Source organism: Paenibacillus faecis, from assembly GCF_008084145.1.
GTDB classification, from domain to species: domain Bacteria; phylum Bacillota; class Bacilli; order Paenibacillales; family Paenibacillaceae; genus Fontibacillus; species Fontibacillus faecis.
On sequence record NZ_VSDO01000001.1, the window covers coordinates 986,800 to 1,003,438 of the forward strand.

The 16,639-nt window shown below is 55.0% G+C and carries 14 protein-coding genes and 1 riboswitch; of the genes, 5 read left to right on the forward strand and 9 right to left on the reverse strand.

The genetic code is table 11. The features are described 5' to 3' along the window. Positions 1–32 precede the first annotated feature (32 nt). The 4 genes from FRY98_RS04560 to FRY98_RS04575 are packed head-to-tail and all read left to right on the forward strand — an operon-like array spanning position 33 to position 4,119. Positions 33–1,409 (forward strand): YheC/YheD family endospore coat-associated protein, encoded by a 1,377-nt coding sequence (locus FRY98_RS04560; RefSeq protein ID WP_148450538.1) that lies wholly within the window; start codon positions 33–35, stop codon positions 1,407–1,409. Then, on the forward strand, positions 1,406–2,539 hold the full coding sequence (locus FRY98_RS04565; RefSeq protein WP_148450539.1) for a YheC/YheD family endospore coat-associated protein: 1,134 nt from the start codon (positions 1,406–1,408) through the stop codon (positions 2,537–2,539). Before FRY98_RS04560 ends, FRY98_RS04565 begins: the two co-directional genes overlap by 4 nt. A gap of 5 nt (positions 2,540–2,544) precedes the next feature. Further along, complete coding sequence (locus tag FRY98_RS04570) at positions 2,545–3,003, forward strand: GNAT family N-acetyltransferase (protein WP_211373259.1); 459 nt, start codon at positions 2,545–2,547, stop codon at positions 3,001–3,003. A 6-nt stretch (positions 3,004–3,009) separates the two neighbouring features. Beyond that, the gene (locus tag FRY98_RS04575; RefSeq protein ID WP_148450540.1) at positions 3,010–4,119 is read left to right on the forward strand and encodes a YheC/YheD family endospore coat-associated protein; all 1,110 of its coding nucleotides are present in this window, start codon (positions 3,010–3,012) and stop codon (positions 4,117–4,119) included. 20 nt (positions 4,120–4,139) lie between these two features. Here the strand turns inward: FRY98_RS04575 and FRY98_RS04580 are convergent, their stop codons facing one another. The 3 genes from FRY98_RS04580 to FRY98_RS04590 all read right to left on the reverse strand — a co-directional run bounded on the left by FRY98_RS04580 (position 4,140) and on the right by FRY98_RS04590 (position 9,827). Then, entirely contained in the window at positions 4,140–6,935 is a 2,796-nt protein-coding gene (locus FRY98_RS04580) for an endo-beta-N-acetylglucosaminidase (protein ID WP_249043328.1), read from the reverse strand. 733 nt (positions 6,936–7,668) lie between these two features. Next, a complete protein-coding gene (locus FRY98_RS04585) occupies positions 7,669–8,910 on the reverse strand; it encodes an MFS transporter (RefSeq protein WP_338114590.1) in 1,242 nt (413 codons plus the stop codon). A gap of 221 nt (positions 8,911–9,131) precedes the next feature. Next, the gene (locus tag FRY98_RS04590; protein WP_148450541.1) at positions 9,132–9,827 is read right to left on the reverse strand and encodes an HAD family hydrolase; all 696 of its coding nucleotides are present in this window, start codon (positions 9,825–9,827) and stop codon (positions 9,132–9,134) included. A 144-nt stretch (positions 9,828–9,971) separates the two neighbouring features. Between FRY98_RS04590 and FRY98_RS04595 the strand changes: the two genes are divergently transcribed. Further along, positions 9,972–10,520 carry a 5' nucleotidase, NT5C type gene (locus FRY98_RS04595; protein ID WP_148450542.1) on the forward strand — a complete coding sequence of 183 codons (549 nt, stop codon included), beginning with the start codon at positions 9,972–9,974 and terminating at the stop codon, positions 10,518–10,520. Between the two features lie 41 nt (positions 10,521–10,561). Here FRY98_RS04595 and FRY98_RS04600 read toward each other — a convergent pair whose 3' ends face one another. The 6 genes from FRY98_RS04600 to FRY98_RS04625 all read right to left on the reverse strand — a co-directional run bounded on the left by FRY98_RS04600 (position 10,562) and on the right by FRY98_RS04625 (position 16,555). After that, positions 10,562–12,388: an APC family permease gene (locus tag FRY98_RS04600; RefSeq protein ID WP_148450543.1), complete on the reverse strand. Its 1,827-nt coding sequence runs from the start codon at positions 12,386–12,388 to the stop codon at positions 10,562–10,564. A gap of 134 nt (positions 12,389–12,522) precedes the next feature. Then, a riboswitch (cyclic di-AMP (ydaO/yuaA leader) is annotated at positions 12,523–12,714 on the reverse strand. 211 nt (positions 12,715–12,925) lie between these two features. Continuing rightward, on the reverse strand, positions 12,926–13,744 hold the full coding sequence (thiD, locus tag FRY98_RS04605; protein ID WP_148450544.1) for a bifunctional hydroxymethylpyrimidine kinase/phosphomethylpyrimidine kinase: 819 nt from the start codon (positions 13,742–13,744) through the stop codon (positions 12,926–12,928). Positions 13,745–13,904: 160 nt separating this feature from the next. Further along, positions 13,905–14,132: a phage holin gene (locus tag FRY98_RS04610; RefSeq protein WP_225038274.1), complete on the reverse strand. Its 228-nt coding sequence runs from the start codon at positions 14,130–14,132 to the stop codon at positions 13,905–13,907. Positions 14,133–14,137: 5 nt separating this feature from the next. Beyond that, entirely contained in the window at positions 14,138–14,965 is an 828-nt protein-coding gene (locus FRY98_RS04615; RefSeq protein WP_148450545.1) for a M15 family metallopeptidase, read from the reverse strand. Positions 14,966–15,181: 216 nt separating this feature from the next. Beyond that, complete coding sequence (locus tag FRY98_RS04620) at positions 15,182–15,577, reverse strand: Rrf2 family transcriptional regulator (RefSeq protein ID WP_148450546.1); 396 nt, start codon at positions 15,575–15,577, stop codon at positions 15,182–15,184. A gap of 60 nt (positions 15,578–15,637) precedes the next feature. Beyond that, positions 15,638–16,555: an NAD(P)/FAD-dependent oxidoreductase gene (locus FRY98_RS04625; RefSeq protein WP_148450547.1), complete on the reverse strand. Its 918-nt coding sequence runs from the start codon at positions 16,553–16,555 to the stop codon at positions 15,638–15,640. Positions 16,556–16,639: the final 84 nt, after the last annotated feature.

A 16,639-nucleotide genomic window follows, 5' to 3' on the forward strand; every position in this document is an offset into this window, starting at 1 on the left:
GGCACGGAAGACTTTGTTAGGAGGAAAAATTCATGAGTTTGACTTTTTGCAACGTCCATTTCACGCAGCAGCCCCAAAGGGTCGTCTACGTGTCCGGCTCTTTGATGAAAAACTTGAAGCTGTCGGGGAAGAAGTCGGTTCACCTCAGATTCGGCGGCGAGCGGATCCCCGCGACCGTCAAACCGATCAAAAAACCGGGGAAGCATCTTTATCTCGCCTCCGGCATCCGCAAAGGCATTAAAATCCCCCAAGCCGGCGGCATATTCCTGCGCAGTCTGCAAGACGGGGAAGTTCAGATCGGGCCTCTGATCGGCGTGCTTTCGGACGGTCCGACTTCATCCGCCACCAACCCTTTCGGTTCCCGGACCGGGTTCATCAAGCAACTGCTGAGACAGGGAAGCAAATTGTCTTATATCTTTGCCTTTACGCCACGGGATATTCAGTGGGACAGCGAGACGATCAACGGATATTTTCTGGGTGAATCCGGCCATTTCATCCGAAAGAAGGTTCCCCTGCCGGATGTCGTGTACAACCGTCTCCCGAGCAGGCGGGCCGAAACCACGCCGGCGATCACCCAGCTCCGCGACCGATTTATCCGGCGCAGAATTCCGTTCTTTAACTGGAGCTTTTTTAACAAATCCGATATTTACCGCATGCTTGAAAAAGATCCCCTGGTGGGACGGTATGTGCCGGAGTCGATCATGAGCCCGAGCCCCGAGCAGATCAAGGACCTGCTGGATCGCCATTCCCTGATTTACTACAAACCGAACAGCGGGAGTCTCGGCAACGGGATTTATCGGCTGTCCAAAATCCAGAGGAGCGGCTATTACGCGAGATATCGGAAAAACGGCAGAAACGCGCTGCTCCGCTTCGGTTCCTTCGCCAGCATGATGCGCACCCTCCAGGCCCGGCACGGCCGCAGTTTGCGCGGCTACGTCGCCCAACAGGGCATACGGCTGATCGAAATCGACGGCTGCCCGATCGACTTTCGCTTCCACATGCATAAGAACGGGAAAAATCAATGGGCGGTCGTCGGCATCGGCGCCAAGAAAGCCGGGAAAGGCAGCGTAACCACCCACCTCAAAAACGGCGGTTCCCTGTTAACCCCCGAGCAGGCGTTGGCCCGCACCTTCGGTCCCCGGTCGGATGAGGTGCTGAGGAGTGCCAAGAGCGTCGCCATCACACTGGCTGAGGCGATCGAGAGCCACCACCAGCATCTGATCGGGGAAATCGGCTTCGATATCGGGATCGACCGCGACGAGAAAATCTGGATGTTCGAAGCGAACGCCAAACCGGGACGCTCCATCTTTAAGCACCCGTCGCTGCGGGCGGAAGGACGCGCTTCGGTGGATCACATCCTGGAGCACTGTCTGTATTTGAGCAAGTTCCGGAGGAGGGAAAACGGATGAGTCAGCTTGCAGGCGAAGCCAAGCCCGTCGTGGCCATCCTCACGGTCGAGGACGACCTGACGCAATTCCGCGGAAACCGGGCGAATTTTCGGGATATCGTCAAAATCGGCAAAGAGCTGGATTTCCCGGTCTATGTCGTGACAACCAAGGACTTGAAGCTGACCGCCAAAAAAGTCCAGGGTTATTTGTATCATACGGAAGAAAAGCAGTGGAAAAGGCAGTGGCTTCCGCTGCCTCAAGTCATCTACAACCGGATACCGCGGCGGGAGGATGAGCGCAGGCCTTCGGTCCGCCGGAAAATCGACGACTGTCTCCGACACGGCAGCATCCATTTGTTTAACCCGTTCTTTTTCAACAAATGGACGCTGTTCGATTGGCTGAAAAAAAACCGGGCCACACGTGCGCTCGTTCCCAACACCAAACGGCTGCGCACCCCGGGCAGCCTCCTGCCGATGCTGGAAGAGTACGGCAGTCTGTATTTGAAGCCGGAAAGCGGGAAGGCCGGAAAAGGCATCATGCTGCTTCAATACGACAGGGAGGATCTGAAACCTTACCGGCTCACGATCCAGGGGGTAAAGCGCAGAAACGTCGTGTATAAAACCGGGAAGCCCCAACTGCTGTGGAAACGCATTAAAGCGGAAACCGGAAAGACCCGGTATATCGTTCAGGAAGGAATCGAGCTGGTCTCGTACAAAGGCAGGCATTTCGATTTGCGGGTGCTTGTGCAGAAGACAGGGAAGGGCGTCTGGACCGTTACCGGCGTCGGGGCACGACTGGCCGGCTTCCGGAGAATCACGACGCATGTGCCCCAGGGCGGCAGCGTAGAAGACCCCGAAAAAATGCTCCTGTCGGTGTTCGGTCAGGAGATGACCAACTACCTCATGAGCCGCCTGAAGTCGAACGCGCTTCTGATCGCCAAGCAAATCGAGAAAGGCGCGGGGCATACGCTCGGGGAAATGTCGATGGATCTGGGTATCGACCACGAGGGGAAGATCTGGTTTTTTGAGGCCAACGCCAAACCGATGAAGTTTGACGAGCCCCATATCCGCAAAAAGTCGCTGGAGCGCATTTTCCAGTTCAGTCATTATTTATACCGGCAAGGCAAGGATTTGGAGCCGTTAAAGAGGTGACCGCGATGTTGATTGAGACTTGGCGGCCGAAAGAGGGAAGTCCCTGGGAAATCCAGCAAGCCGAATTGATCGCCTTTACGCAAAAATACGGAAGAACCGCCCTGCCCGCGAATACGGTCCGGGAACTGATGAAGCTGACTCCCCGCCATTTGCATTCCCCCGGCTCCCTTCTTCTGCTCGCCAAAATCAAAGCCGAGGACGGCCCGAGACTGGCCGGCTTTTCCTGCGTCACCGATTATGGGCGCGGATTGAGTCTGGTCGTTGTTCATCCGCTCTATCGCGGAAGAGGACTCGGATCGAAACTGCTGGGCCGGCAAATTTCCGTGCTAGGGAAACTCAGCTGCCGCGTCCCTTTAAGCAGCGTTTCCGGCCTGCAAATGTGTTTCCGGGCCGGACTCACCGCCGGCGGCATGGTCAAAGCTCCAGGCGGGCGGTCCGAACTTATCCTGGAAGAAAGAAGGTGATGTTCCGTGGCGCAACCCGTCCTCGGCATTTTGACTCTATATTTGAACGACAAGAAGCAGTTGGAGGAACGGCATATTTACCAAAGAATGATTACGGAAGGTCAAAAGCTCGGTCTTGATATTTTTGTATTCACCCCCATGGATGTATATGACAAAAAGAAATTGATCCATGCGATGGTCTACGATCCGAGTTCAAAAAAATGGTCGCGAAAATGGCGGGGATTTCCGCATTTGATCTTCGACCGTTGCCGGATTCAGCGGAGCAAGCGGTTTGAGCAGCTGCTGAAATTCAGGGCCAAATACGGAAGCTTGAAGTATTTAAACCGGCCGCTGCGCAACAAGTGGACGATATACCAGATCCTGTCGCACAAATCCTCCTTTCGCAAACACTTGCCCGAAACGGTGCTGTTTCAAAACGGCGGCGATGTGTTCCGGCTGCTCCGAAGCTATCCGTCCGTTTACGTCAAGCCCATCAACGGTACCGGGGGCCGCGGAATCGTGCGGGTGGAGCGGCTTGGCGGCGACCACTTTCTCATTCAGGGCCGCCGTCAAAACCGGAAGATCATCCCCGCGCAAAAGATGCACAAATCCCGGCTCGGCGCTTTTTTGCTGAACTGGAAAGGCCGCGGCAGGTTTCTTGCCCAGCAGGGCATACAGATTAAACTGCCGGACGGCCGCGTACACGATTACCGGATGCTCGTGCAGAAGAACGGGCAAGGCCAATGGGAGGTGACCGGGTGCGCCGGCCGCATCGGGCCGCACCGCAGCGTAACCTCCAACCTGCACGGAGGAGGGAAGGCCGCGCCGATGAACGTCCTGCTCCGGCACATCTCGAACAGTGAGGAGAAGCGATCCGAAATCCGGAAAGCGGCCGAAAAGCTGAGTCTGGATGTCGCCGCCTACCTCGAATCAAACATCGGAGCCCTCTGCGAGCTGGCCTTGGATCTGGCGATCGATCGCAGCGGCCGGGTCTACCTGCTGGAGGTCAACCCCAAGCCGGCGCGCGAGGTGTTCATCCAAACGGGGGATGCCGAGGCCTATCGCCGTGCGATCGTTAAACCTTTGGAGTACGCGCTTTGGATGTACAAACGCGAAGCCGCCCCTTCCTCATCATGAGGAGGAGCGGCTTCAACGTTCTATTCTTCTTCGCCTCGCAAGTAGACCGGCGCCGATTTGTTCCCGGCGTAGTCTTCCATGATCACGTACACGTTACTTGCCGCGGAAGTAAAGCGAAGGCTGGCCTTCGTCGTCCGGCCGCGGATGATCCGGTCTTTGTCCCCGACATTGTATGTCGTCGGGAAGGAGCGGAGCGCTCCGTCTTCGTACACGTACATGTAGCGCCAGTCCCGGGTATTCGGCATCGGCAGATTCAAGGTGTTTCCTTCCCATGACCATGCCTCGGCATAAGGCTCCGATACCGTATCGATGAACCGGCCGCTGACCGCAACCGGGGTTTTGTCCCCCAGGGCGACCGTTACGAGATAATCGTCGCCGTTCACCGGCATATTTTTGAACACCGCGGTCTTCGAACCGGCCGGTACGGTCAAGCGCTCGGACACCGGCTGTTCCGTCGTGATCCAGCTCAGGGACTTCACGCTGACCGTAACGTCGCCGGCGGCCTTGTTCGGTAGGTCCCAATCGACCGCGAAGGTGCCGTCGGCCCGGGAGTCGACCCGCAGATTCGACGGGGACGCGGTCAAATCGAATTTCAGCTCCGCGGCCTTTCCTTCCAGGCCGTCCGCTCCGACGGCGGCTACTTTAATCTTGCCGGAGCGGGCCGGGAGTTTTTTGATATAGAATACTTCATCGTATTTCCCGCCTACATATACGTCGTTCACGTAGACATTGTACTGCTTGACCTTGGTATAATCCGGGTCGCGGTTCCACTTCAGCTCCAGTTCCCCGCTGTCGGTGTAGGCCGCCTGTATGGCCAGCCCGGTCGGTGCGGCCGGCTTGACGGCGGAGCCGTCATAAATGCGGATCTCCCCGATGTTCATCTGGTAATCCGGTATCCGCTTGTGACCGGGATCGAATACCAGGCCGAACGCGGCGATCGATTTACCGGCGTAAGCGCCCAAATCCAGCTCGGCCGTCTCCCATCCCTTCGTTCGCTTTCCGCTCTTCGGCACTTCCACTTTGACGACTTTGTCCGGGGCGTCCGCGAAGACCAGACCGATATGCATGGTGGACTTGTCGTTCTTGGAGCTTTTGTTAAACGCAAGGGACAGCTTGGATTTCGCGTTTACGTCCAAATCGGTTTTGTACAGGCGCAGGAAGTTCTCGGCGTTCAACTCCCCGCTCACGACCAGGGAGCTGCCGCCCTGGTATGCGCCGACCCGCTCATAATCGAAGCGATCCATGCCGCCGGCGTTATATTCCGGGCCATAGTCGAAATCCACGGTGAGCCGGTTCCCTTCGGTATCCTGCCACCACTGCCAGGTCACGGGGATATCCTGAAGGCTCATGTTCGACCATTCGTCCGGGTTGGACACTTTGCCGTCCACATAATACGACAGGCCGTGCCCCGTGTTGAACCGGGTGTAAAAATGGGTGTCCCCTATAACCGAACGCTCGGCGATGACCGAGGCGATCCCCGGCCAATACCGGTTGTCCGCATACACGTCGGAGACCGTATTTACCGGAGAAACCGCGGTATTCTTCGGATCCGCGTTCGGTCCGGACCACCAGAGCCGCTCGCGCAGGTGAGTCATCCATTGGTAGTCGTTCTCCGCCCGATGGCGGACGGGCCAGGATTGATTCATATCCTCATCCAGCCCGGCATGAACAAAATCCGCGCCCAACGTGGAGATGCTGAGACGCGGAAGGCCGTCTTCCAGCTTATCCTTCAAAGCTTTGCCGTTGATGTCTTTGAACCGGTCGCGGCCCGCCTCCAGCCCGGCGAAGCCGACTTCGTACATATCGAAATCCGTCCCGTGCGCTTGATTGACCTGGTTCAAGTAGGTTGCGGCGGCGTCGATCTGGCTGTCTCCCATGCCGTAGTCGAAGAAGAAGGATTGGGAGACCTGCTCGCCGGTATTTTTATCGTAGAGGAACGAAATATTGTTGTCGTTAAACGTGCGGGCAAATGTATTGGCCCCGTTTCTCGTATCCAAGGAATCATACCATTGGACGTAAAGCCCGCCCTTCTGAAGCGCTTTCATAAATGCGATATAGTCGGGAATATCCTGGACCGCCACGTTGGGACGCTGTTCCTCCTGATTGACGAAATAACCGTCATAACCGAAATAGCGCGCCATCTCGACCAGTTTTTTCGCCACCGGAAATTCTCCGTTCTCATCTTTGACGAGCATCTGTTTGTAGGTTTGCTGTCCGCGGTCATTGTTCGAGAAGAAGATCCCGGCCAGGGAGAGCACGCCGTTTTTATGGGCGGCATCGGTATAAGTCGGGTTCGGGATGTTCAGCATGCCGAATTCGAACCATTTCTGCTGCCAGTCTTTTTGGGCCAGTTCGTCGTAATATTCCGGCGGGGTGTAGGCGGTCGCCGTCCCGTGCCAGTAAGAGTAGTAATCGATATATTGCCAGAAGTTAAAATGATATTGAGCGAATTTGTTCGTATAGGGCGCATTCTCGATAAACGCGTTGCCGTAATCGCCCGCTATGTTCATCATCCGGACCTCCGGATTCAATGCGGGATTGGCCTGCGTGGCCGACAGCGGGGCGATTCTCTTTTGCAGCGGCACGTGGGACCTCAGCAGCGCGGCATCGGGATCCCGTTCCGGGCTCCATTCGAGAATATGTCCGCTGGTGTACCCGTGGACGCTCGGCTGATTTTTTCCGTGCGCGCTTTCGCCTTGAAACGGCCAGGTATCCCCCGCCTGAGCGGATAACGGAACCGCCGTGAGCAGCAGCGCGGCCGTCAATACCATCGACGTTACTTTGGGCAGCGTTCTTTTCTTGGATCGTACTTTCATCAATACCCTCCTCTTCGTTCGTCATGATGATCCCTTGCTTTAGGAAATGAGTCTAGCCGCTGCGGCACCACCTCCCCGCCAATAGGCGCAACTGGTTCAATACTCAATTTATCCTATGAAAGCCTTTGCAAACAGGGTTGAAATTAAAGATACACTGGACAAATTAAAGAAACCGGGCGGAGGGGCAGTAATCGTGTCCCTTTGAACTCTGGCCGGTGGATAGGGGCCTTTTGGGGCGCTATTTTGTCGAATTTGGCTCTTTGGTGTGAAATAGCGGTCTTTTGGGGCCTTATTTTAGAGAAAGTCGGGCAAAAACCGGATTTTTGGGCTCGTACCAGAGAAATAGGGCCCTTTTTAGCCGCTATTCTTCCCGAAAAAGCAAATCTGGGCGAAATAGCGGCCCGAAACGCCGCTATTATAACGGGCGCAAGAGAGATTGCGGATCGGCAGCACCATGTCAGGTTTAATGCAACGCCAGTGGAGAAAAGCGGGCCGTAACCTGATTTTTGGATTCGCACCAGAGCAAAAACAAGGCCTTTTTTAGCCGCTATTTTACCCGTAAAAGCGAATCTGGCCGAAATAACAGCCCAAAACGCCGCTAATTTCGGACGGCTTGAGAATCCCGAAATCAGGGCTGGCTCGCTTTTTCTTAAAGATAATCCCCATAAAAACCGCCCCTCAAGTCACATAGTAACCTGAGGGGCGGTCCCTTTTAACTCTATATTCCATTACTTTACCGCTTGCGCAGCAGCCGTCCGAACACGCCCAGTATCGGGAGCAGCAATACCGCCGCCGCCAACAGGGAGGCCCGGACGGAGAAGCGGTTTCCGATCCATCCGACGGCGGGGCCGCCCGCGGTTTGACCAAGCGCGTCCGACTGGCTGACCATCGACAGGACGGTAGCCCGGGTGTCGCTGCGCAGATTCATGTTCAGCCACGTCGCATAGATCGGCTCACTCACGGTAACGACTACGCTTACGGCCAGCACGGACGCCAGCGCCCAGACGAAGTCCGTTGCCAGGAAAAGCGAAATCATGCCGGCAATACGAATAAAAGTGAGCAAAAAAATAGCCGCGGACACGGCCCGCTCATTGCTCATGTTCAGCTTTTTCTCGGTATAGCCTACCGCCAGCATCCCCAAAACGGTGGACGCCGCGCTAATCAGGCCAAACCAAACAGCCATGGAAAACGACCGATCCGGAAAGCCGATTTCCCGAATCAGATGAATTTCCCATAATCGGTCATAGCCTTCCGAAGCCGCGCCGCTAAACAGCGTTACGAACACAAGGATCAGCAGCAGCGGACTGCCCGCGATCACCCTTGCCCCGCTTGTCCAGGTCCGGCGCATCTCCTTGAAATGAGAAGACTTTTCGCTCCGCGACGGCCGGACAAAGCGAGTCTCCTTCATATGACGGATGAGGAGCAGTCCGAGAGCCACATACATCAGGCCTCCCGCCAAGTACGGCAGATTCGGCGCCAGCACCGAAAGGCCTACGCTAACGCCGATGCCCACCAGAGTCGCCGTCAACGCCACCCGTTTGGCGCGCATAAAAATGGAACCGGCCGAGGCCTCGCCCACCTCATCAACGATCCAGGCGCTGTCCGCGCCGCTGATGAAGGTGTGGCCGATGCCGGACACCAATTGGGCCAGCAACACCCAGACGACGATTGGGATCATCTGCCCGAAGTCCTGCAGCCAAACGATGCTGCCTTCAAAGGCAAACCCCGCGCCCAAAATGAACATGCCGATGATGACCGAAAGCTTGCGGCTGTAAGTATCGGCAACCACGCCGGTAATCCCTTCGAAGATCAATACCGTCAGCTCCAGCACCGTGCCGATCAGAACAAGCTCCAACGGGTTCAGGCCAAGCTCAGTAACGTAATAAATGCTGTAAGTCGTAAATATCGTACTGCTTGCCAGGGCAGTCATGAAGTTCATCAAATAAAATATTTTTGCCGCTTGAACATTATGCAAAACGGATTCCGCCTTTCGGGTAGGCGGCGCACTATTTCAGGTCCCTAAAAGGTAATATTCGCTATTCGCTATTCGCTATTGCGCTAATCACAATCCCTACCGCAGATGCGGCCACCTACCGTTTTTATTTGTTTTCGATGAATTCCGGTTTGTCGGTCGATCGGATTGGAATAGACTTGTCGCATGTAAAACACCTCCATAAATAATTCACTGCAGGATATCTAAACGTCTTCCGCTTGATCCACGAGGGAAATCAGCTCGCCGAAAGAGCGGATCAATACGTCGGAACCGGCCAGCTCGGCATTGTCTCCGAAATCGGCATAAGCGCAGCCGACCACGGTCTGTCCGTTCTCCTTGCCCGCCTCGACATCCGAGGAACGGTCCCCGACCATCCAGGCGCTTGTCACACCGTGATTGTCCAGAAGAAGCCGCACGAGGTCGACCTTGGACGGGGTCATATACTCGCCCGCGCTGTAAATCCCTTCAAACAGCGAGGTAATGCCGTGCGCTTCGGCTACCCCCTTCACATAATGCTCCAGCCCGTTGCTGGCCACAAACAACCGGATTCCGCGCGCTTTGAGCGCCTCAAGCGTCTCCTTCACCTCGGGGTACAGCTCGGAGGTGTTCTCCTTCAACCCCGAAAGCTCCAGCTCCAGGAGCAATTCGTCCGCCCTCCGGTGCACGGCCTCATTGCAGTCCGGAATCACTTTCTTCCATATATCCTCCAACAGCATGCCCAAACAGCTCAGCATCAGTTCATCGGGAGGCGTGTCCCCCTCATACAGCTTCTCTTCCCTTAGCCGGTCGAACAACTGGTGATACGCGGGAATGAGTAAAGTCTCGGTCTTGAAAAGCGTACCGTCCATATCGAAAATCATCGCTTGGGGTTTCTTAAGTTTGGCCTGGGTCCTCTCCATCTCCACATTCCTTCCTGTCTGTATTGGTATAGCCCCATAATATGCCATAGCTCCATTCCTTGTAAAGTTTGCGCTTTCCCGCCGGGTCCATTACAATTACGAATAAATTCAACGCATTGAATGCCGGGGAGAACTAGATGTATCATGAGCAAAAAAATAATAGCCATCGACATGGACGACACGATCTGCCATCTCATACCGAAAGCTATCCATTACCATAATATAATGTATCCCGACCTGCCGCTGACGCTGGAACAGATCGTCAGCTTCGATTTAAGCGGGATTTGGCACCCCGCCTGCACGGACGATTTGTTCTTCGGCCGGCCCGGTCTGTATGAAGAACTGGACATTTTTGACGAATACACGGTAGAAGAAATCCGCAGGATGACCGCGGACTACGACGTCATTATCGTCACCGCCGCCCGGCCGTCCTCGGTTGCCGAGAAATGGCGCTGGCTGCAAAGGCACCTGCCGTTTATCCCGTTCGAGAACTTCTTCGTGGCCAAGCGCAAATATCTGCTTGGTTTTGATCTGCTCATCGATGACGGGCCGCATAATATCCTTGCCGCAAGGGACACCGGAAAGCAGACGATTCTGATCCCGAGGCCGTGGAACGCGGGAATCCAGCAGGACTTCGTGCTGAAAGATTCCTGGAAAGGCATGAACGAACTGGTGCGAAGCATGCTCGGTTGAAGCCGGCTCCGCTTAATGCGGAGGGCTTCACAACCATCGGGCTATTTTTTCAAGTGGTACGGAACGGTGGTGACGATTAAATCCCGGCGATACAGCAGGAAGGCGCGAATCAACAGGCTCGACTGATTGTGAAGCGCGTTGTGCCACCGTTTCTTCGGAATAAACTGCGGAATCAGCACGGTCACCCCGTAATTCAGCTCCTTGGCCTTATGCTCGACCGTGTCGATAAATTTGGTCAGCGGCTGAATGATGCTCCGGTACTGCGAATAGATGGTCACCAGGCGGATATCGGGCTGCCACTGCTTCCATTTTTCTTCAAACTGCTTCTCCGTTTCCTTATCAAAGGCCACGTATACCGCGATAATTTGGTCCGGCTTTAAAGACTTGGCGTAGTTCAGCGTATTCTCCACCACATGCGTGATTCCGGCGACCGGGATGACGAACACGTTGCCTTGGACGCGGGCCGCCGGCTCGCAAGTGGTGATGCGGAGCTGATCGCCGACGGCCTCGTAATGCTTATGAATTTTATGAAACACAAGGACGATGGCAGGTAAAAAGATAAGCGCGGGCCAAACCTGCGGAAACTTCGTAATAAAAAACATCATCATGACCGTAAAGCTAATCAGCGCGCCTACGGCATTAATGGTCAGCTTTACTCTCCATCCTTCGGGTTTCTCCCGAATCCACTTCACCAGCATCCCGGTCTGCGCCAGCGTAAACGGGATAAAGACCCCGACCGCATATAACGGAATCAAATGCTCCGTCTGCCCTTTGAATACAATGATCAGCAGTATGGAAGCCGCGGCCAGGAACACAATTCCGTTCGAGTAACCGAGGCGGTCGCCGCGGACGGTAAACATCCGGGCGATATATTTATCCTTCGCCAAATTGACCGCCAGCAGCGGGAACGCCGAATATCCCGTATTTGCGGCCAGGACGAGGATCATGGCGGTAATTCCCTGAATCGCGAAGTACATCCCGCCCCTGCCGAAAGTTGCCGACGCAATTTGCGATACGACCGTTTCCTCGCCTTTCGGCGCGATGCCGTAGTAATAAGCGAGACAGACGATGCCGGAAAACAGCAAGGCCAGCAGAATGCCCATCGCCGCCAAGGTTTTGGACGCATTCTTCGGCGCGGGGTTCTTGAAATTCGGAATCGCGTTGGAAATCGCCTCCACCCCGGTCAAGGCGGAGCTCCCGGACGCAAAAGCTTTCAACAGCAAAAACAAGGTCAATCCCGCGACAGGGGTTCCGATCGGGGCATGCAGATCCGCCGGGACCTGGCCGCTCATAATGCGGTACAGGCCCGCTCCGATCGTAATGAACATGATCAGGACAAACAGGTATACCGGGTAGGCGAGAATGGAGGCCGACTCGGTAAGGCCGCGCAGGTTGAGCACGGTAATCAGGATCACCAGCAGACAGGCGATCGGCACATTATAAGGATGCAGCGACGGAAAGGCCGAGGTAATGGCGTCCGTTCCCGCCGAAATACTGACCGCTACCGTCAAAATATAATCGACCAAAAGCGCTCCGCCCGCCAGCAGTCCCGCATTGACCCCAAGGTTTTCCTTCGATACCACGTAGGCTCCTCCACCGTGCGGATAAGCGAAAATCACTTGTCTGTAGGAAAGGACGAGCGCCGTCAACAGCACGAGAATTCCGACGGCAATGGGAACGGAATACCAGAAGGCCGCCGCTCCGATCGTCATCAGCACGATGAGGATTTGTTCGGGACCATAGGCGATGGAAGACAAGGCATCCGAAGAAAGGATCGCCAGCGCTTTCGTCTTGGTGAGCTTTTGTTCTCCGAGCGCCGTAGATTTCAGCGGCTGGCCGATGAGCACTCTTTTCAGCAACATAAACATAACTGCAACACCTCATAGTTGATTTAAGATAGAATACCCTTTTTCTCCGGAAAAAAAGCATACTTACGCACGGCAAAAAACCACAGAGGTCAGAACCCCTGCGGTCCATGTTTAAGGTACACGGTCACAGTATCATCCTCTCCCGGACTACGCTTACGAGGTTAGCTGTCGGATTAGGGTGGCGAGAATCACCCCTTCACGTCCGGCTGAAGCCGTTCGCGAATTCACCCCCTGCCGCTTAGTCCGGTCGATGCTTTTCCGGCCGAACGTTAACGGCAAATCGGTTCCCCCGTTTTCCTCTTCTGGAAATTCAGCGAATCATGTTATGAAATCCATGAGTGAATATACTCCTTTCCCGGATGCAAGTAAAACCCTGCATGTGACTGATTTTACGAAACTTCGCCGCAAAAAACCCGAATAAAGCGCTTACTTTATCTCTTTTCATTTCCTTACATGAATTTTCAGCATCCTGTAAAATAAAAAAAGGTCCTGCTCTCCCCCAAAGGAGAACAAGACCTTGAATCGGATAACCCTCGTTTATTTCTCGCCGTTCAAGCGATATCCCGCATGGAAGACGGGACCCACAAATTCGTTAAACGCGTAACCGGAACGTATGGCGGCCGTCACGAATTTCTTCGCTTTCTCCACCGCTTCTTTGACGGTCATCCCGCAGGCCAGCCCGCCCGTTACCGCGGCGGCAAACGTACAACCCGCCCCGTGGTTGTAAGCCGGCTCAATTTTATCGCTCTCGAGAATCACAAATTCGGTACCGTCATAGAACAGGTCGAGCGCTTTTTCGCCTTCGAGCGCCTTTCCGCCTTTAATGACGACATTCCGGGCGCCCCGTTCCCGAATCCGCTTGGCCGCTTCCTTCATCTCCTCCACCGAGGTCAGACGTCCCATCCCGGACAACACGCCCGCTTCGAACAGGTTCGGCGTAGTTACGGTTGCCAGCGGCAACAGCAGGTCGCGAATCGCGTCGGCGCTCTCGGGGTTCAGCACTTCGTCCTCCCCCTTGCAGACCATGACCGGATCGATGACGACGTTCTGTTGTCCATGCCGCTTAATGGTGTCCTCGACCACTTCGATGATCGCCACACTGCCCAGCATCCCCGTTTTCATCGCGGCAACCGGGCCGCCGGCAAACACGGTTTTCAACTGCTCGGCAACCAGAGACGCCTCCACCGGATAAACGCTGTGATGCCAGCCGCGGTCAGGATCCATCGTCACGATGGTGGTCAACGCGCTTAAACCATAGGTTCCGTATTCCTCAAAGGTCTTCAAATCCGCTTGGATTCCCGCCCCTCCGCTGGAATCGCTCCCGGCTATGGTCAATGTTTTAAGTATGGTTGTCATATCGATTACCCCTTTGTCCTATCTCTGTATTACTTCCATCCATTGTAGCACTACTTGCGGAGTTATGTTAATGATTTTACATTGTGATTTTTTTGTCAACTTCCCCGATTCCTTGAGGCAAAAGTCAAAGCTCCGACCGAATCGGCCGGGGCTGCTTCACCTATTTGTCGGCTGCTTTTTTCTTGTCCAGGAAACCTTTGCCGGCTTCCGGATTGCTCACGATGCCCAACACTACCAGAACCCCGAGCAGGGAATTGACGGCCGCCATAATCTGATCGTATTTTTCGGGGGCAAGCTGGAAATTAAAAATCGCTCCGACAGCTTGCACCGCCAATAAGATCGCGGATACCAACGACACCCAGAGTCCGTAGTTTTTCCATTTACTCATTCCAATCATACCTCCACACGGATTAATTTACTGCGGTGCAATACCGTAAGCAAGCGGTAAAAACTGAGACTGCCCCCGGACGGCGAATCGATCAAACCGGCCGACTGAGCCGCTTGAACCGCCTCTTTTGCCCACTCCGGCACGTCCATGCAATTACTTCCTTCCAGCGTTTTGACCCGGCCATCCACCTGGGTCAGCCATTCCTTCAACGTATCCTTGCTGCCTGTCAGCGTTTGGATCAGCGCCGCCTGCTCCCGGACCGTCGATTTTAACGCTTCAAACTCCTTCTTTTCCTCCGCGGTCATCGGTTCTTCTCCCTCCTTGGCATTGATTTTCTTCAACATCGCTTCCACGGCCGCCTGTGACGGTTTGCCCCCTGCACGGTATTGCGCCGTAGTCAGTCCAAAGGTCATTTCCAGGTGCGGATAATCTTTGAAGGAGCGCCAATCGCCTCCCCATTCAAAACCCAGCGCCTTTGCCTCAGCGACGACTTCGTGCCAATCCGCCGTTTTGTCGCGATCCCCATCGATCGACATATCCCAGGAGACCGACTTACCGTCCGGAAGCAGCAGAGCGAAATCGATCGCCACTCCGAAGTTATGAAAGCTGTATCCCGGCTTGGCATTCGTCACGATCGCGCCCGGCTTGGTTCTCCCCTGGGCATACAGCGCTTCCTGCTCCGCCATGGTTCGGAGCCCCTGGGTAATCCGGATATATACTCCGCGGTGATAGCAGCGCTCGATCAGCTTCTCGGCCGCGAGCTTAACGACTTCATGCAGGCCGGCCAACCGCGCCGCGGACTTCGCTTGAACTTCTTCCAATGTCAGCGACATGATTCAAACTCCCCCCTTTGCGTTTCTCGTCTGTTCCAGTATGAAATATCGAGCGAACGCTGTGGAGGATGAACTTTTTTCACCTCTTATATCAAGTTCTGCTAAGGATTTACATCTAGGTCCAAAGCTCCGGCTCCAGTAATTCCCGCGAAACAAAAAAGGAAACCCGGATTAGTTCATCCGAATTTCCCGTCAAGCGAGGAACCGCCTATTGGCCTAATTTTTCATCCTTTTTGCCAGGTCTACCATCTTGGTGGCTCTCAGATGCTGCTCCATCTTCTCCTCCGCCTCCACCATGACCTGTTGAATCAGGCATTCCGAACCGTGATCAAAGTTGCAGTCAAAGAGAGAAGCGGTTCCTTCGATGGCCTGTATCACATCCAGGAACGTCATTTCCTCTTTCTTTCTCGTCAGTCGATAGCCCCCGTTCGCTCCCGACACGGACTCGATCATGCCCGCCTTCACCAGTTTGGTCAAAATCTTCGACAAATACGTCGGAGAAACGTTCTGGGCATCGGCCAGCTGCTGAACTCCGACGGGCTTGACCGGATCTTCGGCCACGAGCGCAAGCATCGTGTGTAAGGCGTAATTCGTCGCCTTGGAAAATTTCATATCGCTTCACCCCGAAATATGGACTCATGGTGCCTATAATATCCGTGAAGCCCAAGGGTGTCAAGCCAACCGGTTCCACGCCTCGTTAACCAGCTCCATATGGATGCCCGCCGCCGCGGCGGAACCCATGGAAGCCGCCCGGATGGCCTGGTGCATTTCCGTCGCCGCGTCTCCGGCACTGAATACGCCCGGCACGCGGGTCCTTCCGAAGTCGTCCGAAACGATCACTGTCCCCGCTTCCGTCATCTCGCATCCGATCGATCTTGGCAGCTCCGACCCCGGCTCCAGCTTCGGCGCGAAAAAGATCCCCTCGCATGAAACGCTTGTTCCGTCTTCCAACAGCACCCGTTCCACTTGACCGCCGGCGGACTCAATTTGCCGAATCGGGGCTTCCCATAACGGGATTCTGTGCCGCCCAAGTTCATCGCGTTCCGTGGCGTTCAATCCGCTGGGGCCGTTTGAGCAGAGGATCGTTTGATCGGTCCACCCCGTAAGAAGCTTCGCCATGTGCAGCGCTCTTTCACCCGCAGCGATCAGAACCAGCGGTTTATCGCGAAGCTCCCAGCCATCGCAAAAGGGGCAGACGAACGCGGATTTGCCGTAAATCTCGCTTAGGCCGCTGATCTCGAGCGGGAGATCCCTTTTTCCGGTTGCAAACAGCAGCTTTCTGACGCGATACACATTCCCTTGGGCCGATGTAATTTCAAATCTCCCATCATCTCCCGACACGCCCTCGGCTCGCTCCTCCACCAGCTCGATCGACGGATATCTGCCCAGCTGCTCCGCGGCGATCCGGCGAAATTCCGCCGGGGCGATTCCGTCTCTCGTCAAAAACCCGTGCGCTTCGCGAGTCACCCGGTTTCTCGGCTTCCCTTCATCGAGAAGGAGCACGCTTCTTCTCGCCCTTCCTAGTACAAGGGCTGCACTAAGCCCTGCCGGTCCGCCGCCGATAATCCCGACATCATATATTTTCATCATTCATCCTCTCCTTCTGGTTAATAATCAAGTGTTTCATATATTATGGACTTAATGTATCTATAATAACCTCGATTGTCCTAACCG